This is a genomic window from Pseudomonas sp. PDM27, from assembly GCF_019219205.1.
Lineage (GTDB): Bacteria > Pseudomonadota > Gammaproteobacteria > Pseudomonadales > Pseudomonadaceae > Aquipseudomonas > Aquipseudomonas laurylsulfatiphila.
In genome coordinates this window covers 106,167-131,727 of record NZ_JAHUWF010000015.1, presented here as the reverse complement: position 1 = coordinate 131,727, position 25,561 = coordinate 106,167, and the positions used below count along the sequence as shown (strand labels likewise).

The following is a 25,561-nucleotide window of genomic DNA, read 5'->3' as shown; positions in this document are numbered from 1 at the left end:
TGAATTCACCACAAAACCTGTGGGAGCGGGCTTGCTCGCGAAAGCGATGTGTCAGACACCATTGATGTCGACTGACACGCCGTCTTCGCGAGCAGGCTCGCTCCCACAGTGGTTTTCATTGCGCTGTTTTCCGCGCTTCACCTTTCGCCTGATCCGCTAATTTTTCCCGCCTGCATTCGTTTTATAGGGACGACGCGCCCTTGCGCCTGCTGCCTACTGATGCGGATGCCGATAGATGAATGCTGAAGACTCCTTGAAACTTGCTCGCCGGTTTATCGGGTTGCCCCTGGAAAAGCGCCAGATGTTCCTCGCGGCCTTGCACAAGGAGGGCGTGGATTTCGCCCGTTTCCCAATCCCGGCCGGCATCGAGGCCGAGGATCGCCAGGCGTTGTCGTACGCCCAGCAACGCATGTGGTTCCTCTGGCAACTGGACCCGCACAGCGGCGCCTACAACCTGCCGGGCGCGGTGCGGTTGACCGGGCACTTGAACCTGTCGGCGCTGGAGCAGGCGTTCGCCAGCCTCGTGGCGCGGCATGAAACCCTGCGCACGCTGTTCCAGCGTCAGGTCGACGACAGCTTGCAGCAAGTGCCGGCCACGGCGCCGCTGCTGATCGAACAGCTGGATTTCAGCGCACTGCCCGCCGAGGAGCGCGAACGGGCCGTGGCGCACACCGCCGAGCAGCAATCGATGCTGCCGTTCGATCTGGCGACCGGCCCGTTGCTGCGGGTCACCTTGCTCAAGCTCGCAGAACTTGAGCACGTGCTGTTGCTGACCCTGCACCACATCGTCTCCGACGGCTGGTCGATGAACGTGCTGATCGACGAATTCATCCGCTGCTACGACGCCTTCGATGCGAGCACGCAGCCGCAGCTGGCAGCGTTGCCGATCCAGTACAGCGACTATGCCCTGTGGCAGCGCCGCTGGCTGGAGGCGGGCGAGCAGGCGCGGCAACTGGCGTACTGGCAGACGCAACTGGGCGATGAACATCCGGTGCTGGAATTGCCCCTGGACCATTCGCGCCCGGCCATGCCGAGCTATCGCGGCACCCGTTATGAATTCGCGGTCGAAGCGCAACTGGCCGAACAACTGCGCAGCACCGCGCAGAAGCACAACATCACCCTGTTCATGCTGTTGCTCGGCGCCTTCAACGCGTTGTTGCATCGCTACACCGGGCAAACCGACATCCGCGTCGGCGTGCCCATCGCCAATCGCAACCGCGCGGAAATCGAAGGCCTGATCGGCTTCTTCGTCAACACCCAGGTGCTGCGTACCCAGCTGGACGGCCAGACCCGGGTCGATGACCTGCTGCGCGCCGTCAAGGAAACCGCCCTCGGCGCCCAGGCCCATCAGGACCTGCCGTTCGAGCGCCTGGTCGAAGCGTTGAAACTGGAGCGCAGCCTCAGTCACACGCCGTTGTTCCAGGTGATGTACAACCACCAGCCGCACGTGGCCGACATGGCCTCGGTCAGCACCGCCTCCGGCCTGGTGCTGGGCAGCATCGACTGGCAAAGCCGCACCACCCAGTTCGACCTCACCCTCGACACCTGGGAGAAGGGTGGCAAGCTGCACGCCGCGCTGACCTACGCTAACGATCTGTTCGAAGCCGACACCATCGCGCGCATGGCCCGGCACTGGACGCGCCTGCTGCAGGCGTTAGTCGACGACTCGACGCAAAAAATCGGTGAGTTGCCGATGCTCAGCGCCGATGAGCAACAGGTGCTGGTACAGGACTGGAACCGCACCGCCGAGGTCTATCCCGTCGAACAGTGCATGCATCAGCTGATCCAGGCCCAGGCCCGACGCACGCCCGAGGCGCCGGCGCTGGTGTTTGGCGAGCGCCAGTTGAGCTACGCGCAACTCGATGCCCGCACCAATCGACTGGCCAATTACCTGCGCGAGCAGGGTGTTGGCCCGGATGTACTGGTGGGGATCTGCGTCGAGCGTTCGCTGGACATGGTCATAGGCCTGTTGGCCATTCACAAGGCCGGGGGTGCCTACGTACCGCTGGACCCGGAGTACCCGGCCGAACGTCTGGCCTACATGATCGACGACAGCGCGATTGGCGTGCTGCTCACGCAAAGCAATCTGCTCGGCGCGCTGCCCACCGACGGCGTCAAGGTCATCGCCCTGGACCGGCAGCACAACTGGCTCGACGGCTACAGCGACGCCTGCCCGCAGGTCGAGGTGCATCCGTTGAACCTGGCCTATGTGATCTACACCTCCGGTTCCACCGGTAAGCCCAAAGGCGCCGGCAACAGTCACGCGGCGCTGGTCAACCGCTTGTGCTGGATGCAGCAGGCCTACGGGCTCGATGGCTGCGATTCGGTATTGCAGAAAACCCCGTTCAGTTTCGACGTGTCGGTCTGGGAGTTCTTCTGGCCGCTGATGACCGGCGCGCGTCTGGTGGTGGCGCCACCGGGCGCACATCGGGAACCGGCGCAGTTGATCCGCCTCATCGCTGACCACGGCATCAGCACGCTGCACTTTGTGCCGTCGATGCTCCAGGCGTTTATCCATGAGCCGGGTGTCGAGGCGTGCACCGGCCTCAAACGCATTGCTTGCAGTGGCGAAGCCTTGCCGCTGGATGCGCAATTGCAGGTGTTCAAAAAACTGCCGGGCGCCGGGTTGTACAACCTGTACGGCCCGACCGAGGCGGCCATCGACGTGACCCATTGGACCTGCGTCGATGAAGGCGCCGACAGCGTGCCCATCGGCCGGCCCATCGCCAACCTGCGCACCCATGTGCTGGATGCGCAATTGCTCCCGGTTCCGGCCGGCGTGGCGGGGGAACTTTACCTCGGCGGCGCCGGGCTGGCGCGCAGTTATCACCGGCGTCCGGCGCTCACCGCCGAGCGCTTCGTGCCGTGTCCGTTCCACGACGGCGCGCGCTTGTACCGCACCGGTGACCGCGTCCGGCAACGCGCCGATGGCGTGATTGAGTACCTCGGTCGTCTCGACCATCAAGTCAAATTGCGCGGCCTGCGCATCGAACTGGGGGAGATCGAAACCCGCCTGATGCAGCATGAGCTGGTGCGCGAGGCCGTGGTGCTGGTGCAGGGCGGCAAGCATCTGGTGGCATACCTGGTGCTGGAAAACGCCGACGCCGATGCGCAGTGGCCGCAAACCCTCAGGGCCTGGCTGCTCGGCAGCCTGCCGGAATACATGGTGCCCACGTACCTGATGCCGCTGGATGCCTTGCCGGTGACCGCCAACGGCAAGCTCGACCGCAAGGCCTTGCCGCCACCGGACGCCGCGCCGCAACAGGCGTTCGTCGCACCGCAGGATGCCATGCAGACCACGCTGGCGCAGATCTGGCAGGACGTATTGGGCACGCAACCGGTGGGCCTTGAAGACAACTTCTTCGAACTCGGCGGCGACTCGATCATTTCCATCCAGGTGGTCAGCCGCGCCCGCCAGGCCGGCATTCGTCTCAGTCCGCGGGATCTGTTCCAGTACCAGACTGTGCGCAGCCTGGCATTGGTCGCGACGTTCGATAGCCGCAGCAACATCGATCAAGGCCCGGTCAGCGGCGAGGTGATCCTGACCCCAGCGCAGCATTACTTCTTCGAACAGGCCATTGCCCAGCGTCAGCACTGGAACCAGTCGCTGCTGCTGACGCCCCGGGAAGCGCTGGATCCGCAAGCGTTGGAAAGGGCGTTGGTCGCCGTGATCAACCACCACGACGCCTTGCGCCTGCGCTTCATCGACGGTGCCCAAGGCTGGCAGCAACACCATGGGCCGCAGGTCGAATCCGTTGGGTTGTGGCTGCGTCGGGCGTCTTCCGCCGAAGCCCTGACTGCGCTGTGCGATGAAGCGCAACGCAGCCTCGATCTGGCCAACGGGCCGCTGCTGCGCGCCTTGCTGGTCAACCTCGACGATGGCAGCCAGCGCCTGCTGCTGGTGGTCCATCACCTGGCGGTGGATGGCGTGTCGTGGCGGGTGCTGCTCGAAGACTTGCAACAGGCTTACCGGCAAGTGGCGCTGCCCGAGAAAACCAGCGCCTATCAAGCCTGGGCCGCGCACCTGCAACAGCATGCCGGCAGCTTGTCTGGGCAAATGCCGTACTGGCAGGCGCAGCTGGCGGATGCCCGGGACCTGCCGTGTGAGTATCCGCAGGGCAGCTTGCAGCAGCGCCACGGGCACAAGATCGAATCGACACTGGACGCCGAACTGACCCGTCAATTGCTGCAACAGGCACCGGCGGCCTATCGCACCCAGGTCAATGACCTGTTGCTCACGGCGTTGGCGCGGGTCATCTGCCGCTGGAGCGGGCAGGGCTCGACGCTGATCCAGCTCGAAGGCCACGGCCGCGAAGACCTGGACGACGACCTCGACCTGAGCCGCACCGTCGGCTGGTTCACCAGCCTGTTTCCCGTGCGCCTGCAACCCGAGGCCGGGGCGGCGCATTCGATCAAGTCGATCAAGGAGCAACTGCGCGCCATTCCCGGCAAAGGCCTGGGTTATGGGCTGCTGCGCTATCTCGGCGAACCGGCGCAGCGCAAGCTTCTGCAAGACCTGCCGGCGCCTCGCATCACCTTCAATTACCTGGGGCAGTTCGACCGTCAGTTCGATGAGGCTGCGCTGTTCGTCCCGGCCGTGGAAAGTGCTGGCCAGGCCCAGGGCGATGATGCGCCGCTGGCCAACTGGCTGACCGTGGAAGGTCAGGTGTATGGCGGGCAGCTCTCGCTGCAATGGGGTTTCAGTCGCGACATGTTCGCCGAGTCCACGGTGCAGCGACTGGCCGATGCCTACACCGAAGAGCTCAAGGCACTGATCGAACATTGCTGCGCGACAACGCCAGGCCAGGTCACGCCGTCGGACTTCCCGCTGGCGCGCATCACCCGGGCGCAACTCGATGCCTTGCCTGTCCCGGCGCCGAGCATCGAGGACGTTTACCCGCTGACGCCGATGCAACAGGGCATGCTGTTCCACACCCTTTACGAACCCCAGGCCGAGGCTTACATCAATCAATTGCGCCTGGACATCCAGGGACTGGAACTGGCGGCATTCGGCCGGGCCTGGCAGGCGGCGATCAACCGACACGACATCCTGCGCAGCAGCTTCCACTGGTTAGGACTGGAATCTGCGCACCAGGTGATTCATCGCCAGATCGAACTGCAACTGCAAGTCATCGAAGCCGCCGACCTCGACCTCGATGCACTGGCCGCCGAGGAGCGCAGTCGCGGCTTCGAACTCAGCGCCGCGCCGTTGTTCCGCCTGGTGCTGGTGCGCCGAGGCACTGAAGACTGGCACCTGATCTACACCAGCCATCACATCCTCATGGACGGCTGGAGCAACGCGCAGTTGCTCGGCGAAGTGATCCAGCAGTATGCCGGGCAGACGCTGGCCAGGCCGTTGGGGCAATACCGCGATTATCTGGGCTGGATTCAACAGCAGCCGCTGCTGGCCGCCGAGCAGTTCTGGAAGCAAGCGCTGGCGCCACTGGAAACGCCGACGCTGCTGGCGCAAGCCTTGCCGACACCGGTCGAAGGGCGCGGCATGGGCGAGCATCAATTGACCCTTGAGGGCGCCGCGCTACAGCGCCTGGGCGATTTCGCCCGCCAGCAGAAAATCACCCTCAATACCTTGCTGCAAGGCGCCTGGGGTCTGCTGTTGCAGCGCTACACCGGCCAATCCTGCGTGGCGTTCGGCGCCACCATGGCCGGACGCTCCGCACCGCTGCCGGGCATCGAGCAGCAATTGGGGCTGTTCATCAACACCTTGCCGATCATTGCCGCGCCGCCGGCAGGGCAGTCGGTGGCCCAATGGCTCAACCACCTGCAAGCACTGAACCTGAGCCTGCGCGAGTTCGAACACGTGCCGCTGTACGACATCCAGGGCTGGGCCGGGCAACAGGGGGCGCTGTTCGACAGCCTGCTGGTGTTCGAGAACTTCCCGGTGGCCGAAGCCCTCAAGCAAGGTGCGCCGGCGGGCCTGACCTTCGGCGCGCTGCGCAATCACGAAATCACCAGCTACCCGCTGACCCTCGGTATCGAAGTCGGCGCCACCCTGCGTGTGGATTTCAGCTTCGACCGCAGCCGGTTCAGCGCGGCGCAGATCAGCCAGTTGGGCGCCAGCCTGTTGCAGGTGCTGGAGCAGTTCGTCGCACAGCCACAGCAGGCATTGGGCGCGATCAGCTTGCTCGATGCACAGGCTCAAGCAAAGGTGTTGGCCGGTTCGCGTCCACCTGCGCCGCCACTCGACAGCCCGTTGCTGGCCCATCAGCGTTTCGAGCAACAGGCGGCACGCACGCCCGATGCACTGGCGGTGATGGTCGGCGACGAGTGCCTGACCTACGCCCAGCTCAATGCGCAAGCCAACCAACTCGCCCATCGTCTGCGCGCCCTGGGTGTGGCGCCGGGGCAACGGGTCGGCCTGTCGGTGCGGCGCAATGCGCAGTTGATCGTCAGCCTGATGGCCATCCTCAAGTCCGGTGCCGGTTATGTGCCGCTCGATCCGGATTACCCGGCCGAGCGTCTGGCCTACATGATCGAAGACAGCGGCATGGACCTGCTGTTGGCGCAACCGGGCTTGCTCACCGATGTAGCGCTGCCGCAAGGTTTGCCGCGCCTGGCGCTGGAGGCGAGCGTTGACGGTTACTCCACCGAAAACCCGGAAAACCTCGCCAGCGCGGAAGACCTCGCCTACCTGATCTATACCTCCGGTTCCACCGGACGCCCGAAAGGCGTGTGCCTGGCCCACGCCGCGCTGCGCGAGTTTTGCGTGATCGCTGCGGACTATTCACAACTCACAGCGCAAGACCGTGTGCTGCAATTCGCCACCTTCAGCTTCGACGGCTTTGTCGAGCAGTGCTACCCGCCGCTGTGCGTGGGCGCGGCGCTGGTGATGCGCGGCGATGACTTGTGGGACACCGACACCCTTTATCGGCAGATCATCGCGCACGGCGTGACCCTGGCCGACCTGCCGGCCGCCTACTGGTTCTTGCTGGCCCAAGAGTGGGCTGCGCAACCGCAGCGTGAGAAAGGGCGCTTGCGTCAGGTCCACGTCGGTGGCGAGGCCATGTCGCTGGAAGGCCTGAAGTTGTGGCATGCCGCCGGTCTGGGCGATGTGCGCCTGCTCAATACCTATGGGCCGACCGAAGCCACGGTCGTTTCCAGTACCCACGAATGCACCCTGGCCGATACCCGCAACCCCCTTGGCGTGCCGATTGGCCGCGCGCTGCCGGGGCGTGCGTTGTATGTGCTGGACAGCGAAGGCCACCTGCTGCCGACCGGTTGCGTCGGCGAGTTGTGCATCGGCGGTGACGCCGGGCTTGCCCAGCGCTATCACCAGCGTCCGGGGTTGAGCGCCGAGCGTTTCATTGCCGATCCGTTCTCCGCCACACCGGGGGCACGGCTGTACCGCAGCGGCGACCTGGCGCGCTATCGCGAGGACGGCGCACTGGAATACCTGGGGCGTATCGATCACCAGGTGAAGATTCGCGGATTCCGCGTCGAACTGGGTGAGCTGGAGGCGCACCTGCAAGGCCTGCCGATGATCAGCGAAGCCGCAGTGCTGGTGCACGAAGGCGTCGGCGGCAAGCAGTTGATCGGCTACGTGGTGCCGGCCTCGGATGAACAGCTGGACGCCGATGCGCGGCAACTCACCGACACTGTGCGCCGCGCCTTGGGCGAGCGCCTGCCGGACTACATGCTGCCGACGCAACTGGTGGTGCTGGCCGCGTTGCCCCTCAACCGCAACGGCAAACTCGACCGCGCCGCATTGCCGGCCCCGCCAGTCTGGGAGGCCGCAACCGGTAGCGCACCGCAGGGGGCAGTGGAAATCCAGTTGGCGCAGATCTGGCAGCAGGTGCTGCAGGTCAATCGCGTCGACCGCGAAAACAGCTTCTTCGAATTGGGCGGGCACTCCTTGCTGGCGACGCAAATCGTCTCGCAGATCCGCCAGCGCATGGGGCTGTCGGTAAGCCTGCGCAGCCTGTTCGAACACCCGCGCCTTGAGGATTTCGCCGCACAGGTACAGACACTGCAACACCGCTGTGAACGCCCGGCGCTGGTGGCGGATACCTCTGGCGAACGCCAGCCGCTGTCCTTTGCCCAGCAGCGCCTGTGGTTCCTGTGGAACCTGGAGCCGGACAGCTCGATGTACAACATGCCGGGTGCCTTGCGCCTGCGCGGCGAGCTGAACCTCGACGCCCTGCGCCAGACCTTTGAAACCCTGGTGCAGCGCCACGCGGTGTTGCGCACCACCTTCTACGAGGAAGACGGCCAGACCTGGCAGCGGGTACACCGGCAATTGCCGTTGAGCTTCGAGGCCGGCGACCTGCGGCATCTGCCGGCGCCGGACGTCGAGGCGCAGCACCTGGCCCGCGAGGAGGTCGCGCGGCCATTCGACCTGCGCCACGGTCCGTTGCTGCGGGTGCGGGTGCTGCGGGTCGCAGTTGACCAACATGTGCTGTTGCTGACGGTGCATCACATCGTCGCCGATGACTGGTCGTTCCGCGTGCTGATCAATGAATTCGTCACGCTCTATCCAACCTTCAACCGTGGCCAGACCCCGCAACTGCCGGCGCACAGCGTGCAGTACGCCGACTTCGCCAAATGGCAGCGCCAGTGGCTGGAGCAGGGCGGCGAGTTGCAACGCCAGCTCGACTACTGGCAGCAGCGCCTTGCCGAGCCGCAAGCCGTGCTGGAGCTGCCCGCCGATGGCGACCGACGCACGGCGCAAGAAGGAGCCAGCGCGCATTTCACCTTCAGTGCCGAACTCAGCCAGCAGTTGCGCGACTTTGCCCAACAGCGCGACCTGTCGCTGTTCATGCTGCTGCTGGCCGGTTTCACCCTGGTGTTGCGCCAGCGTACCGAGGTCAGTCGGGTGCGCATCGGCACCGATATCGCCAACCGAAATCAAGCCGAGCTTGAAGAAATGGTCGGCTTCTTCGTTAACCAACTAGTACTGCAAGTGGAAGTCGATGCCGGGCAGCCGGCAGCGCAATTGCTGGAGGCCTGTCGCCGGGCGGTGCTGGAGGCTTCGGACCATCAGGACCTGCCGTTCGAGCGCCTGGTGGAAGCCTTGCGCTTGCCGCGCCGGGCCGGACGTTCGCCGCTGTTCGACATCAAGCTGATTTACCAGGAAGGCGTCGGTCGATTGCCCTCGATGGATGGGTTGCACGTGGAGGATTTCCCGTCAGGGCGTCAGGCCGCCGAGATCGGCATGGTCGCTGCGTTCTACAACGACGTGCAGCACATCCACCTGAGCTTCGAGACACCGGCCGGCCAGTACCTGCCGAGCACGCTGGAATGTCTGTTCGAACAGATCCGGGCGGTGCTCGAGGCGTTGGTAGGCGCTGAGCCATTGCAGGTCGGTGAGTTGCTGAACCTGGCCAGCGATGTCCAGCGCCGTGCCGATGCGCGCTTGAACGAGCAACGCAAGGCCCTGCTTGGTGGTGCCATGGCGATCAAGCGCCGCTCGGCGAACCGGGGCGCGTCGACCGCGCAAACCGCAGCGGACTGATACAGGCGACGGCGTCCTTTAGCGCCGCCGTCAACATTTTCTGGAGGGGTTTATGACCGTTTCAACGACCAAGTCCATTCCCAAGATGGGTCGTGGTGCCCGCAAAAGCCTGTCCACCGATCCGACGCGGCTGGTGAGTTTTGCGCCGATGTTCGAAGGCCACAGCATGCCGCTGGTGTGCCGCCCGGCCGTGTCTGGCGTGAACCTGGTGGAATGGGCGAGCCAGAATCGCGCGCTGATCGAAAGCAAGCTGCTGGAGCACGCGGTGATCCTGTTCCGTGGCTTCCAGGTGGCCGATATCGGCGAGTTCAACCGCTGCGTCGATGCGATATCCGGCGGTGCGCTGGAGTACCTGTTCCGCGCCTCGCCACGCACCCAGATCACCGGTCAGTTCAAGATCTACAGCTCCACCGATTACCCGGCGCCGGAGAAAATCTTCCCGCACAACGAACACTCGTATTCGCCGGTGTTCCCGCGTCACCTGTATTTCTACTGCGACACCCCGTCGGCCACCGGCGGCGAAACACCCTTCGGCGATACCCGCCGGATCCTCGCGCGGATCGACCCGGCGGTGCGCGAAGAATTTGCCCGTAAACGCATCATGTACGTGCGCAACTACGGCGACGGCATGGGCCTGCCGTGGCAGACCGTGTTCCAGAGCGAGGACCGCGCAGAGGTCGAAGCCTACTGCGCCAAGATCGGTATCCAGGCCGAGTGGAAGTCCGGCAACCGCCTGCGCACGCGGCAGAACGGCCCGGCCATCGTGCGTCACCCGCTGACCGGCGAGCGCATCTGGTTCAACCACGGCACCTTCTTCAACGCGCTGACCCTGCCGGACAGCATCCGCGACAACCTGCTGCGTGAATTCGGCCCGCAAGACCTGCCGCAGAACACCTTCTTCGGCGACGGCTCGCCGATTCCCGACGACGTGATCCGTCACCTGCAAGGCATCTACCGCGAGGTGATGGTCGAGTTCGCCTGGGAGAAGGGCGACGTGGTCCTGCTCGACAACATCCTCAGCGTGCATGCGCGCAACGAATTCACCGGCTACAGAAAAATCCTCACGGCCATGGCCATCGCGCAGAAAAGCGCCGACCTGGATCAGGAATAAGGACCCCCGACATGAACACCACCGCCCTCGAACCTTCGGTAGACGTCTTCCAGACTTCGGCCCAGCAGGCCTTTTATTTGCGCGTCCAGGAACTGGGCGCCCAGCCGCTGTTCGCCGCCCTGACATTGCCGGTCGCCAGGCCAGTGGATGCCCGGGCGCTACGGGCGGCGCTGGAGACACTGGGCCAGCGTCACGAAACCCTGCGCACAGTGTACCGCCGCTTGCCGGGCATGAAGTGGCCGGTGCAGAGCCTGTGCGAAGCGCTGCCACTGACAGTGCTGGGCGACCAGCCTTCGGTGGCCGAGGCCTTGAGCCGCAGCCGTGAAGTCTTGGTTGAAGATTCGAATCAAGTGCTGGTGGTGGCACAGGTCGAGGGCGAAGCAGGGCAATCCATCGTCACTCTGCTGACCCCGGCGTGCAGCTTCGACGAGGCCTCGCTGCGGGTGCTGTCGGCTGAACTCGCCAGTCTGTTGCGCGGCGAAACCCTGGTCGAAGACGAGGACGCGCTGCAATACCTGGATTACAGCGCCTGGCAGGAAGAGCTGCGCGAAGAAGACATCGGCCACCAGGGCGCCGCGTTCTGGCGCAACCTGCAACAGCAGTTCGCCGTGACCCACCGCTTGCCCTTCGAAAAAGCGCTCGATGTCACCTTGGTTCGTCGTCAGGCCACCTTGATTGACGGCCCATGGTTGGCTGGCGTGCAACGGGCCGCTGTTGACGCGGGCGTTGAGTCGGAGCAATTGGCGCTGTTGCTGTGGACCGCGTTCGTTGCACGCATCGGCCAGCAGGAAAAGCTGCTGATGGGCTGGCAGGTGGACGGTCGTAACGAGCAGACCGCCGCCACCCTCGGCCGTTTCGCCCGGCGTCTGCCGGTGGCCTTCGAGCACCGTAGCCAGCAGACACTGACGCAAGCCTTGGCCACCTTTGCGGCCAGCGTTGAGCAGTCGCTTTCCTGGCTCGACTGCCTCAACGAATTCGAACTGAGCGCCGAAGGCAGCGCGCCGCTGCGTTACGGCTTCGTCTATCAAGCCGCCCCTGACGCCGGTATCGAGGTGGACGACGCCAACCCCGAAGTCCTGCGCCTGCGTGTTCAGGGCGAACAGTTGCAGCTGTCGTGTCTCGACGGTGCGCTGCCGGAATCGATGCTGACCGAATGGCTGGAGCAGTTTGTCGAGTTCAGCCGTCAATTGTTGGCATCGCCCGAGCTGACCCTGGCTCAGGAAAATCTGCTCAATGCGGCACAGCTGACCCGCCTGATCGAGGGCTTCAACCCGAACGCCACCGGGCAGGCCTTGCCATGCCGTTTCCTGCAGGAATTGTTCAGCGAGCAGGCGCGCCTGCATCCGCAACGCATCGCCCTGAGCATCAACGGTCAGCGCCTGACCTATGCCGAGCTGGATGCGCGCGCCAACCAGGTGGCCAATACCTTGCGCGCCCAAGGTGTGGCGGCGGATGAAATTGTCGCGGTCTACGGCCAGCGCTCGCTGGAAATCGTCATTGCCTTGTTGGGTACGCTCAAGGCCGGCGCTGCGTACTTGCCGCTGGACCCGAACTACCCGATCGAGCGCCTGGCGTTCATGCTCGCCGATACCGGCGCGCGCCAGCTGCTGGCCTGCCAGCCGCTGCCCGACGCATTGAGTCATGAGCGGATAATTTCCCTGATGCCGGAGGCCGACGTCTGGGCCGCCGAGCAAACCGAACCTGCGCCTCAGGGCGATAGCGCCAACCTGGCCTACGTCATCTACACCTCCGGCTCCACCGGCAAACCCAAGGGCGTGATGATCAGCCATGCCAACGCCGTGGCCTCGACCCTGGCGCGCACTGGGTTTTATCGCCAGCCGCTGCGCGCGTTCCTGATGCTCTCATCGTTCTCCTTCGACAGCTCGGTGGCCGGTGTGTTCTGGGCGCTGGGGCAGGGCGCGATGCTGTGCCTGCCGGACGAGGACAGCTACAAGGATCCGGCCAGGCTGGCGGCGCTGATCCGCCAGGAAGAGGTTTCCCACTACCTGACCTTGCCGTCGTATCACGCACAGATTCTCGAACACCTCGATCAGCAGACCCTGGCCTGCGTCATCGTTGCCGGTGAAGCCTGCAGCAACGCCCTGGTGCAGCGACATCGCGAGGCATTGCCGGGGGTGGCACTGGTCAACGAATACGGCCCGACCGAAGGCACCGTGTGGTGCTCGGCCTGGGAATTGCCGCTCGGCCAGGACGCCGACAGCATCCCGATCGGCCAGCCGATTGCCGGCATGCGCATTCACGTGCTCGGCCCGGACCTGCAACCGGTGGCCGTGGGCGCCGAGGGTGAACTCTACGTCGGCGGTGCCGGTATTGCCCGGGGTTACTTGCAGCGTGCCACGCTGACGGCTGAACGTTTTGTCCCCGACCTGTTCGCGAACGCGGCGGGCCAACGCCTGTACCGCACCGGTGACCTGGCGCGCTATCGCGCCGATGGCGTGCTGGAGTATCTGGGCCGTGTCGATCACCAGGTGAAAATCCGCGGCTTCCGCATCGAGTTGGGCGAAATCGAAGCAGCCATGCGCAGCGCGCCGGGCATCGAGGACGCCGCCGTCATCGCCCGGGAAACCCCGACCGGCCCGCAACTGCTGGGCTTCGTGGTGTCCCCGGCCGACACCGCCGACATCCGCCTCAACGAATTGCGCAGCCATCTGGCCGAGGCGCTGCCCGAGCACATGCAGCCGGCGCGCTTGCAGGTGCTGGAAGGTTTCCCGCTGATGCCCAATGGCAAGCTCAATCGCCAGGCCTTGCTCGATCTCGATGTGCGTCGCAGCGCCTTCGTCGCGCCGCGCAACGACCTGGAAAAAGCCCTGGCGGCGATCTGGGCCGAAGCGCTGCATGTCGAGCGCGTCGGCGTGCACGACAGCTTCTTCGAACTGGGCGGGCACTCGCTGCTGGCCACGCGCATTCGCGCGCGGATTCAGGACGAACTGAACCTGGCGATCCCGCTCAAGCTGTTTTTCGACGGCGACACCCTGGAACGCCTGGCGGCACAGATCGAGCAGTTCCGCCAGCAAAGTGAACACCAGGAAAACGATGTAGACGCCCTCGAAGCGTTGTTCGACGAAGTGGATGAGGAACACGCGCGATGAGTGCTGCACCGGACAGAATGATGACCCTGGCCCAGCGTTTCTGCGGCTTGAGCGCGGACGCCCGGCGTGCGTTGCAAGAAAAGATGCACGCTCAGGGGCTGACCCTGGAATTGCTGCCGATCCCGCCACGGGACCGCGCCGTCGACACGCTGCCGGCGTCCTACGCGCAGCAGCGCTTGTGGTTCCTCTGGCAGATGCAGCCCCAGGCCACGGCCTACAACCTGACCGGTGCCTTCCGCCTCAATGGCGAGCTGAACCGCGATGCATTGGCGCAGACCCTGGCGACACTGGTGCAACGTCATGAGGTGTTGCGCACCACGTTCGTCTTCGACGAACAGCAAGTGCTGCAGCACATCCACCCGCAGATGGACACCCCGCTGGTCGAGGTCAGTGCCGCCGACGACATCGAACTGCAACGCCAGATCGCCCTCAACGCCGAGCAGCCATTCGACCTGCAGCACGGCCCGTTGATGCGCTGCCGCTTGATCCGCCTCGATGCCCGGCAACATGTGCTGGTGCTGACCTTCCATCACATCGTCACCGATGGCGGCTCGCTGCCGATCCTGTTGCAGGAGTTCACCCAACTCTATGGACAACTCAGTGCAGGGCAGGCTGCGCAGCTAGCGGAGCCGGGCATTCAATACGCCGACTTCGCCCGCTGGCAGCGCCTGTGGCTGGAGGCCGGTGAAGCCGAGCGTCAGCTCGATTACTGGCGCGGGCAGTTGGGCAGCGAGCATCCACCGCTGAACCTGCCGACCGACCGCCGTCGCCCGGCGATCCCGAGCCAGCAGGGCGCCAGCGTCGAGCTGAAAATCCCCGCTGCGTTGACGGCGCAACTGCGCGAGCTGGCCCGCCGCGAAGGCTGCACCCTGTTCATGCTGCTGATGGCAGCGTTGCAGACTCTCTTGCATCGCTACAGTGGCGAACAGGACATTCGCGTCGGCGTGCCGATTGCCAACCGTACCCGCCAGGACGTGGAAAACCTGCTGGGCTTTTTCGTCAACACCCAGGTGCTGCGCAGCCAGCCCCGGGCCGACCAGCCGTTTGTGCAATTGCTGGCCGAGGTCAAGGCCGCAGCGCTCGGCGCGCAGGCTCATCAGGACCTGCCGTTCGAGCAACTGGTCGATGGCCTGGGCGTGGAGCGCAGCCTGAGCCACACGCCGCTATTCCAGGTGATGTTCAACCACCAGCGCCACAGTGGCGACCCGCAACGCTGGGACTTGCCGGGCCTGAGCGTCGAACCGCTGATCTGGGACGAAAAGACCACCAAGTTCGACCTGATGCTCGACACCGTCGAAAGCGACGAGGGCATCCACACGTCGTTCGTCTATGCCACCGAACTGTTCGACGCCGCGACCATCGAGCGTCTCGGCCGGCACTGGCTAAACCTGTTGCAGGCCATCTGCACCGACGCCGGTGTGGCCTTGGCCGACCTGGGCATGCTCGACGCCTCCGAGCAGCAAGCCACCTTGCTGGATTGGAATCGCAGCGCCGAAATCAACGCGCCAGAAGCCGCGAATGCCCTGTGTGCCCATCAACTGATCGAAGCCCAGGCCGCCGCGCATCCGCACAACATTGCCGTGACCTGTGAAGGCATCACCCTCACTTACGCCGAACTGAACAGCCGCGCCAACCGCATCGCCCATCGTCTGCGCGAACGCGGGGTCGGCCCGGACGTGTTGGTGGGCATCGCCCTGGAGCGCTCGCTGGAGATGATCGTCAGCCTGCTGGCGATCCTCAAGGCCGGGGGCGCCTATGTGCCGCTGGACCCGGATTACCCGCAGGATCGCCTGGCCTACATGCTCGCCGACAGCGGTACGCGCCTGTTGCTGACCGATTCGGCGCTGATGCCGCGCCTGCCGTTGAACGAAGGCATTGAAGTGATCTGCCTCGATCACGCCAGCGACTGGCTCGAGGAGGCCAGCGCCGACAACCTGCCGAACCTGACCGCTGCCGCGAACCTGGCCTACGTCATCTACACCTCCGGTTCCACCGGCAAACCCAAGGGCACGCTGCTGCCCCACAGCAACCTGACCCGCCTGTTCAGCGCCACCGGGCACTGGTTCGGTTTCAATGCGGACGACGTCTGGAGCCTGTTCCATTCCTACGCCTTCGACTTTTCCGTATGGGAAATCTTTGGCGCGCTGTTCTACGGCGGCAAGCTGGTGGTCGTGCCGCACGCGGTCAGCCGCTCCCCGGAAGACTTCGCCCGCTTGCTCAGTGATGAAGGTGTCACGGTACTCAACCAGACCCCCTCGGCCTTCCGCCAGTTGATGCCGTTCGCCTGCGCCAACGCGTCAGGCATGGCCCTGCGTTATGTGGTGTTCGGTGGCGAGGCGCTGGACGTGGCCAGCCTGCGGCCGTGGTACGACGCTTTCGACGACCGGCAGCCATTGCTGATCAACATGTACGGCATCACCGAAACCACGGTGCACGTGACCTACCGCCCGCTGTCCCGCGCCGACCTCGATGGCGCCAACAGCTCGCCGCTGGGCGAGCCGATTGCCGACCTGCGCTGGTACGTGCTCGACCCGCGCCTGAACCCGGTGGCCAAGGGCTGCGTCGGTGAGCTGTACGTCGGCGGTGCCGGTCTGGCCCGGGGTTATCACCAGCGTGCCGACCTGACTGCCACGCGCTTTGTGCCGGACCTGTTCGCCGCTGAGCCGGGCGCACGCCTGTATCGCACCGGCGACCTGGCGCGATATTGCGCCGATGGCAGCATCGAGTACGCCGGGCGTATCGACCATCAAGTGAAGATCCGTGGCTTTCGCATCGAACTGGGGGAAATCCAGGACCGCCTGCAAAGCCATCCGGCCATCGAGCAAGCGCTGGTCCTGGCACCGCAGGTCAACGGCAGCCAGCAACTGGTGGCGTGGTTCACCGCGACCCACGACGACAAGGATTTGCGCCAGTCCCTGCGCGAACATTTGCAGGGCGGTCTGCCGGACTACATGGTGCCGGCGCACCTGATCAGACTCGAGCACTGGCCGCTGACCGGCAACGGCAAGCTGGATCGCAACGCATTGCCCAAGCCTGATGCGGCGCTGGCGCAGCAGGCTTACACGGCGCCGATGGATGAGCTGCAAACCGAGTTGGCGGCGATCTGGCAAGACGTGCTCAAGCTCGAGCGCGTAGGCATCGATGACAACTTTTTCGAGCTGGGGGGCGACTCGATCATCTCGATCCAGGTGGTCAGTCGTGCGCGTCAGGCCGGGATTCGCATCACCCCGCGCGACCTGTTCCAGCACCAGACCGTGCAAAGCCTGGCGAAAGTCGCTGTGCGCAGCGCCGGGCTGGTCATCGACCAGGGGCCGGTGCGCGGTGACGTGTTGCTGACGCCGGTCCAGCACTGGTTCTTCGAACAACGCATCGAGGCCCGTCATCACTGGAACCAGTCGGTATTGCTGGAACTGCGCGAGCCGCTGGACAGCGGCTGCCTGCAACAGGCGCTGGCGGCATTGCTGGAGCATCACGACGCATTGCGCCTGCGTTTGCATCCGGTCGATGGTGTCTGGCAACAGGCACAAGCCGAGCAGTGGAGCAGCGCTGATGTGCTGTGGCAGCGCGAGGCGGCGAACGCCGATGAGTTGCTCGACTTGTGCAACGCCGCACAGGCGAGCCTGAACCTGCAGGACGGCCCGCTGCTGCGTGCCTTGCTGGTGGACATGGGCACGGCAGGCCAGCGCCTGTTGCTGGTGGTGCATCACCTGGCGGTGGACGGCGTTTCCTGGCGCCTGCTGCTCGAAGACCTGCAAGCCGCTTACGCTCAGGCACGTCGGGCCGAGCCGCTGCGCCTGCCAGCCAAGACCAGCGCCTATCAAGCCTGGGCCACACGCTTGCAACGTCATGCGCAAAGCCCGGAGCTGGCGCAACAAGCCGCTTACTGGCAAGCCCAATACCAGGACGTCGCGGTGCAACTGCCGGCGGACAACCCGCAAGGCAGCCTGGCCAGCCAGCACGCGTTCAGCGTGGAAACCGTGCTCGACAGCACCTTGACCCGCCAATTGCTGCAAGACGCCCCGGCGGCCTACCGCACCCAGGTCAACGACCTGTTGCTGACGGCACTGGCGCGGGTACTGGGCCAATGGACCGGTCAATCCTCGACCCTGGTCAAACTGGAAGGCCACGGCCGTGAAGACCTGTTCGACGACATCGACCTGACCCGCACCATCGGCTGGTTCACCTCGATTTTCCCGGTCAAGCTCACCCCGGCCGACGACCTGGCCGCGAGCATCAAGGCGGTCAAGGAACAGCTGCGCGCCGTGCCCGACAAAGGCATCGGCTTCGGCATCCTGCGCTATCTGGCCGACGTTGGCCTTGAGGCGCTGCCGTCACCCCAGGTCACCTTCAACTACATGGGCCAGTTCGATGCCAGCTTCGACGAGCAGGCGCCGTGGCGTCCGGCGAAGGAAAGCGGCGGCGCCGAGCAGGGCGCCTCGGCCGAGCTGGACCGGGGCCTGAGCATCAACGGCCAGGTCTACGCTGGCCAACTGCGCTTGAGCTGGACCTTCAGTAGCGACCTGTTCAAAGCGCAAACCGTGCAGCACCTGGCCGACGCCTATGCCATGGAGTTGCAACGGCTGATCGAACATTGCCTGAGCGGTGCCGGTGGCTTGACCCCGAGCGACGTACCGCTGGTGCGCGTCGATCAGGCGCAGCTCGATGCCTTGCCGCTGGCGGCCAGCCGCATCGAAGACATCCTGCCGCTGTCGCCGATGCAGCAAGGCATGCTGTTCCACAGCCTGTTCGCCCCGGATGCCGGTGCCTACGTGCCGCAGATGCGCGTGGATGTACAGGGGCTCGACGTCGAGGCATTCCGCAACGCCTGGCAGCAGACGCTGGCGCGCCATGAAGTGCTGCGCGCGGCGTTCTTCAGCGAAAGCAATGGCTCGCGGCCGCTGCAAGTGATCCTGGCCGACGCCACGTTGCCAATGAGCCTGCTCGACTGGCGCGACCGGCCTGATCTGCCGCACGCGCTGGAGCGACTGGCCGAGGACGATCGTCTGCGCGGTTTCGACCTGACGGCGGCGCCACTGCTGCGCCTGACCCTGGTGCAGACCGCCGATGACAGCCATCACCTGATCTTCACCAACCACCACATCCTGCTGGACGGCTGGAGCACTTCGCAGTTGTTCGGCGAAGTGCTGCAGCGGTATTGCGGAATCATGCCCGCGCCGAGCGTCGGTCGTTATCGCGATTACATGGGCTGGTTGGGCACCCGTGACCGCGCTGCGTGCGAAGCGTTCTGGCTGGAGCAATTGCAGGCGTTCACCGAGCCGACCCGTCTGGCCGGCGCCTTGCCGGGGCCGGTCGCAGGGCAGGGCAACGGTCATCGCACCCTGCACCTGAGCCTGGACCGCGCGGCCACCGAGCGCCTGAGCGGCTTCGCCCGCCAGGCCCGCGTCACGCCCAACACCCTGCTGCAAGCCGCATGGCTGTTGATATTGCAGCGCTACACCGGCCAATCGACGGTCGCGTTCGGCGCCACGGTGTCGGGGCGTCCGAGTGAACTGCAAGGCATCGAGCAGCAGATCGGGTTGTTCATCAACACCTTGCCGGTGATCGCCACGCCGCACCCCGAGCGCACGGTCAGCCAATGGATCGATGAAGTCCAGGCACTCAACCTCAGGTTGCGCGAAGTCGAGTACACGCCGCTGGCGGACGTGCAGCGCTGGGCCGGTCATTCCGGCGAGGCGCTGTTCGACACCCTGCTGGTGTTCGAAAACTACCCGGTGGCGCAAGCGTTGGAGGAGGGCAGCAGCAGCGCGCTGAAATTCTCCGGCATCAGCAACCACGACCAGACCAGTTTCCCGCTGGCCATTGCCGCCGAGCTGGGCGAATGCCTGGACCTGCGTTTCAACTACGACACGGCCCTGTTCAGTGCCGAAGCCATCGAGGGTTTGAGCACTCGGCTGGTGGCGCTGCTCGATGCCATGGTCTGCGCGCCGCAGCAGCCATTGGGGCGCTTGAGCCTGCTCGATGCCGTGCAAACGGCGCAGCTGGTCGAAGGCTTCAACCGCACGGTGCAGGACTGGACGGATGTGCGCCCGGTCTACCAGTGCTTCGAAGCCCAGGTGCTGCAAACCCCGGAGGCCCCGGCCCTGGTGTTTGCCGGCCGGACCCTGAGTTATCGCGAGCTCAATCAACAGGCCAACCGACTGGCGCACCTGTTGCGCCGCCAGGGTGTGGGCGCCGAAGTGTTGGTGGGCATCGCTGCCGAGCGTTCACTGGAACTGGTGATCGGTTTGCTGGCGATCATGAAGGCCGGTGGTGCCTACGTGCCGCTGGACCCGGACTACCCGCGCGAACGCCTGGAACACATGTTCGACGACAGTGGCGTGCACTTGCTGCTGACCCAGCGTCATCTGCTTGAGCAGTTGCCGATTCCGGCCGCCACCACGGCGATCTGCCTGGACGACATGGCGCCGTTGCTCGAAGGGCTGAGCGAGGAAAACCTGCCCTGCGTGGTCGAGCTGCAATCGCTGGCCTACATGATCTACACCTCCGGTTCCACCGGCAAACCCAAGGGCGCGGCCAACCGTCACGATGCCTTGTACAACCGCCTGGCGTGGATGCAGGGCGCCTATCCGCTGGACGGGCGCGACACCGTCTTGCAGAAAACCCCGTTCAGTTTCGACGTGTCGGTCTGGGAGTTCTTCTGGCCGCTGATGACCGGCGCACGGCTGGCCGTGGCCGAGCCGGGTGCCCATCGCGATCCGGCGCAACTGGTCAGCCTGATCGAGCAGTACCGGGTCAGCACCCTGCATTTCGTGCCGTCGATGTTGCAGGCGTTTGTCCAGGGCGAAGGCTTCGAGCGTTGCGCCAGCCTGCGGCAGATCATGTGCAGCGGCGAAGCCTTGTCGGCAGACTTGCAGCACAGCCTGTTCCGTGTCCTGCCGGACGTCGCCCTGTACAACCTGTACGGCCCGACCGAAGCGGCGATCGACGTGACCCACTGGACCTGTGTCGATGACGGCGGGTTCAGCGTGCCGATCGGTTATCCGATTGCCAACCTGGTGACCTACATCCTCGACGACAGCCTGCAACCGCAGGTGCAGGGGTGTGTGGGCGAGCTGTACCTGGGCGGCATCGGCCTGGCCCGTGGTTACCACAACCGTGCGGACCTGACCGCCGAGCGCTTCGTCGCCAGCCCGTTCGGTGAGCAGGGCGAGCGCCTTTACCGCACCGGCGATCTGGCGCGCTACCGCGAGGACGGCGTGATCGAATACGTCGGCCGCATCGACCATCAAGTGAAGATCCGCGGCTTGCGCATCGAACTGGGGGAAATCGAAGCCTGCCTGCTGGAGCATCCACAGGTGCGCGAAGCCGTGGTGATCGCCCTGGACGTTGGCAAGTCCAAGCAATTGGTGGCTTACGTCGTAGGTGATGCCGCTGTTGATCGTCTCAAGCAACACCTGCGCAACGCGCTGCCAGAGCACATGCAGCCGAGCCACGTGTTGTTGCTCGATCAGTTGCCGGTGACACCCAACGGTAAGCTCGACCGCCGCGCATTGCCGCAACCGGACCAGCAAGTGCGCGAATACGTTGCGCCGCGCACTGCCGTGGAAGCGACGCTGCAAGCCGTGTGGCAGGCGTTGTTCGAAGTGCCGCAAGTGGGCATGCACGACAACTTCTTCGAACTGGGCGGCGATTCCATCGTCTCGATCCAGGCCGTCAGCCGCGCACGCAAGGCCGGCTTGAACATTTCGCCCAAGCATGTGTTCAGCCATCCGACCCTCGCCGAACTGGCGACGGTCGCCCAACCGGTCGCGGCGGATCAAGCCGTGCCGACGGTGGTTGCACCGGCAGCAAGAATCGAACTGAGTGAAGCGCAATATCAGGCGCTGGAACTGACAGCGGACGAAGTCGAGGACGTTTATCCGCTGTCGCCGATGCAGCATGGCATGCTGTTCCACTCGGTGCAGGACGGCGACTCGGGGCTGTACGTCAACCAGATCGAAGTGGGCGTGCGCGGCGTGGATGGCGCGCGTTTCCGTGAAGCCTGGGCCGATGCCGCCCAACGTCACGGGATTCTGCGCACCGCATTCCTCTGGGAAGGCGATAAAGAACCGCTGCAAGTGGTGCGGCGCGATGCGCCTGCGCTGCTGACCGAGCTGGACTGGCGCGGGCTGGATGATCAGCCTGAACGCGTCCGCCAACTGGCCCTGGAGGAGCGCGAACGCGGATTCTCGCTCAATCGCGCGCCCTTGTTGCGCCTGTTGCTGGTGCGTCTGGAAGACGACCGCTATCGCCTGATCTGGACGTACCACCACATCCTCATGGACGGCTGGAGCGTGTCGCGCCTGATCGGTGAAGTGCTGCGCCATTACAGCGGCGATGAGCACGAGCCGGTGGCCGCCTACCGCGACTACATCGACTGGCTCGGCCAGCAAGTCGCCGAGGCCAGCGAGGCGTTCTGGAAAGGCAAACTCGCCAACCTCGAAGGCGCCACGCACCTGGCCCGTGCCTTGCCGGTCAAGGCGCCGCAAGCGGGTTACCACGCGATCTACACGCACCTCAGTGCCGGGCAGACCGCGCGTTTGCAGGCCTTTGCCCAGCAACAGCAGGTGACGCTCAACACCCTGGTGCAAGCCGCGTGGTTGCTGCTGTTGCAGCGCTACACCGGCCAGCGCACGGTGACGTTCGGCGCCACCGTGTCCGGGCGTCCGGAAACCCTCAACGGCTCCGAGAACATGCTCGGGCTGTTCATCAACACCTTGCCGGTGGTCAACAGCGTGCCGACCGAGGCCCGCGTCGGTGACTGGCTGCGCGAGATCCAGGCCTGCAACCTCGACATCCGCGACTTCCAGCAAACCCCGCTGAGCGATATCCAGCGCTGGGCCGGGCAGGGTGGGCAGTCGTTGTTCGACAGCATCATCGTCTTCGAAAACCAGCCGGTGGACCGCACCCTGCGCGAATGGAACGGCGACTCGCTGCGCTTTGAAGACGTGTCCGACTTCGGCCTGACCAGCTTCGCCATGGACCTGATGGTCAGCCTCGACGAGGGGCTGCGCATCGAGTACATGCACCAGCGCGACCAGTTCGATCTGGCGACCGTCGAAACCCTGCGCGGCCACATGGAAAGCCTGATGCAGCGCCTGTGCGACGACGCCGGGCGTGCCGTCGGCGAGCTGGGCCTGCTGACCCTGGACGAAGGCCGGGCGCTGGACGGCGAACTGCAAGTGGTGGCGGACGGTGACGAGACACCGGTGCACGAGCTGATCCGTCAGCGTGCGCGACTGCAACCGGATCACACGGCGTTGGTGCTCAGTTATGCCGAGCGCGACGCCGAGCACCTGAGCTACGCCGAGCTGGACCGGCGCTCCGATGCGTTGGCGGTGCATCTGCTGGAACAAGGCGTGCAGGCCGAAGACGTGATCGGCGTGTTCATGGAGCGTTCGCTGGAGCTGGTGGTGTCGTTGCTGGCAGTGATGAAATGCGGCGCCGCCTACGTGCCGCTGGACCCGCAATACCCCCAGGAACGCCTGCGCTACATGATGGCCGACAGCGACATGCGCCTGCTGCTGACCCAGGAACGGCTGCGCGACACAGCGCAGTTGAATCCGGGCACGGCGATGGTCGCGGTGGACCGATTGAACCTCGACATCGAGGTGGCGGCGCCATCGTGCGCCGTACACGCCGAGCAACTGGCCTACCTGATCTACACCTCCGGTTCGACCGGCAAACCGAAGAGCGTCGCCGTCGCCCACGGACCCCTGAGCATGCACGTACAGGCCATCGCCGAGCTGTACGAAATGGACCCGGGCAATCGCGAACTGCACTTCATGTCGTTCGCCTTCGATGGCGCCCATGAACGCTGGATCACCGCGCTGATCAGCGGCTCGACCCTGGTCATTCGCGACAATACGTTGTGGACCGCCGAGCAGACCCTGGCCGTGCTGCACCGCCAGCGCATCAGCGTCGCCTGCTTCCCCCCGGCGTACCTGCTGCAACTGGCCGAGCACGCCGAACTGCAGGGCGGTGATCCGCCGCCGGTGCGCATCTACTGCTTCGGTGGCGATGCAGTGCCGGACGCCACGTTCGAGCGGGTCAAGCACACACTCAAGCCGCAATACCTGGTCAACGGCTACGGCCCGACGGAAACCGTGGTCACGCCGCTGCTGTGGAAGATCGCCGCCGACGGCCATTGCCAGGCGATGTACGCGCCGATTGGCCAACGCGTCGGCAGCCGCAGCCTGCACGTGCTGGACATGGACCTCAACCCGCTGCCGGTGGGCATGGTCGGCGAGCTGTACATCGGCGGACGGGGTGTCGCGCGCGGTTACCATCGTCATCCGTGGCAGAGCGCCGAGCGCTTCGTCGCCGATCCGTTCAGCCCTGAAGGCGGGCGCCTGTACCGCACCGGTGACCTGGTGCGCCGCCGCGAAGATGGCGTGTTCGACTACGTCGGGCGCATCGACCATCAGGTCAAGGTGCGCGGCTTCCGCATCGAACTGGGCGAAATCGAAGCCCGCTTGCGCGAGCAGGCCGGGGTCAACGATGCGCTGGTGGTCGTGCGGGACAACGGCCAGGGGCCGCAATTGGTGGGCTATGTGGTGGCGGCGGCAGACGATGGCCTCGGCCCGCGTTGCCAGGCGGCATTGCGCGAAAGCCTGCCCGACTACATGGTGCCGACGCAGGTCGTGGTGCTGCCGCGCTTCCCGCTGACGCCCAACGGCAAGCTCGACCGCAAGGCCCTGCCGGATCCGGCCTTCACCGGCCGCGACTACGTGGCCCCGCGCACGCCGCTGGAATGGGCGCTGGCGGACATCTGGCAACAGGTGCTGGGCATCGAGAAGGTCGGCATCACCGACAACTTCTTCGAATTGGGCGGTGATTCGTTGCGCACCCTCAAGGTGATCTCGAAAGTGCGTGCGCTGAACGAGCCGGATTTCCAGATCAAGCTGCGCGACATGATGGCCAAGCCGACGATTGCCGGGTTGTCCGGTGTCGACGAGCAGCCCGCGCGCCAGAGCCCGCAACCGCTGTTGCTGCTCAATCAGCTGGTGGCGGATCAGCCGGCATTGTTCTGCCTGCACGCCGGTTTCGGCACGGTGTTCGATTACGAGCCGTTGGCCCGGCGCCTGGACGGTGAGCGCACGGTGTACGGCGTGCAATGCCGGATGCTGCTCGACCGACAGTGGCAGGACATTTCGCTTTCACAGATGGCCGCCGACTACGTCGAGGCGATCCGCGCCCGACAACCCCAGGGGCCGTACCACGTGCTGGGCTGGTCACTGGGCGGGGCCTTGGCGTTGCTGGTGAGTGAGCTGTTCGAACAGCAGGGCCAGCGTGTGGCGTTCGTCGGTCTGGTGGACAGCTTTGTACCGACCCAGGCCAATGCCGTTGCCAGTGCGGATGAGTGGCGTGTGGATCTGGCCGAGTTCCTCGGTGCAGCCTTGGGCATGGATGGCGAGGTGATCGCCCGGGCGTTGAGTACCGAGTCGGCGGGGGACCACGATGCCGTGGCGCGGATCATTCGCGCGGTGATCGACAGCCAAAGCGATCAGACCAGCGGGTATGCGCTGCTCGGTGCCGATGAGCTGGCCCAGACGTTCATGGTCAGCACACGCTTGAAGGCCCTGTCGCGGCAGGTTGACACCCTGCCGATTCCGCAAGCCGGGCTGCATTGCTGGTGGGCCGATGGCAACCCGACGGCCGAACGCGCCACGCTCGAACGCCAGCAACCGCGGTTGCGCCAGGTGCAAACGGTGACGGCCGGGCACTTCGATATCCTGCAGCAGGATGAGTGCCTGGATGCCGTGGTGGCGCTGCTTGGCCGGGAGGTGGTGCCGCAGTTCTAGGGCGTGCACGCGACAAAAACAGGCTCGCCCTAATGAACGGTCCTCACGGTTCGTTTATTGGGCGAGC

General features: G+C 65.1%; 4 protein-coding genes. All 4 read left to right on the top strand.

Annotated elements, in window-relative coordinates; all coding sequences use genetic code 11:
• Positions 1–235 precede the first annotated feature (235 nt).
• Genes KW838_RS25685 through KW838_RS25670 form a run of 4 tightly spaced genes read left to right on the top strand, consistent with a single transcriptional unit; the run spans position 236 to position 25,494 of the window.
• On the top strand, positions 236–9,469 hold the full coding sequence (locus KW838_RS25685) for a non-ribosomal peptide synthetase (protein WP_218503934.1): 9,234 nt from the start codon (positions 236–238) through the stop codon (positions 9,467–9,469).
• 52 nt (positions 9,470–9,521) lie between these two features.
• A complete protein-coding gene (locus KW838_RS25680; RefSeq protein WP_218503933.1) occupies positions 9,522–10,580 on the top strand; it encodes a TauD/TfdA family dioxygenase in 1,059 nt (352 codons plus the stop codon).
• Between the two features lie 11 nt (positions 10,581–10,591).
• Positions 10,592–13,690 (top strand): amino acid adenylation domain-containing protein, encoded by a 3,099-nt coding sequence (locus KW838_RS25675; protein ID WP_218503932.1) that lies wholly within the window; start codon positions 10,592–10,594, stop codon positions 13,688–13,690.
• Positions 13,687–25,494, top strand: a complete 11,808-nt coding sequence (locus KW838_RS25670; RefSeq protein ID WP_218503931.1) for a non-ribosomal peptide synthetase — start codon at positions 13,687–13,689, stop codon at positions 25,492–25,494. The genes KW838_RS25675 and KW838_RS25670 overlap by 4 nt, the downstream gene beginning before the upstream one ends.
• Positions 25,495–25,561 lie beyond the last annotated feature (67 nt).

Bases quoted from the DNA above. Each gene is read 5' to 3' on its own strand.
- KW838_RS25685 (WP_218503934.1), top strand. From the start codon at position 236: ATGAATGCTGAAGACTCCTTGAAACTTGCTCGCCGGTTTATCGGGTTG.
- KW838_RS25680 (WP_218503933.1), top strand. From the start codon at position 9,522: ATGACCGTTTCAACGACCAAGTCCATTCCCAAGATGGGTCGTGGTGCC.
- KW838_RS25675 (WP_218503932.1), top strand. From the start codon at position 10,592: ATGAACACCACCGCCCTCGAACCTTCGGTAGACGTCTTCCAGACTTCG.
- KW838_RS25670 (WP_218503931.1), top strand. From the start codon at position 13,687: ATGAGTGCTGCACCGGACAGAATGATGACCCTGGCCCAGCGTTTCTGC.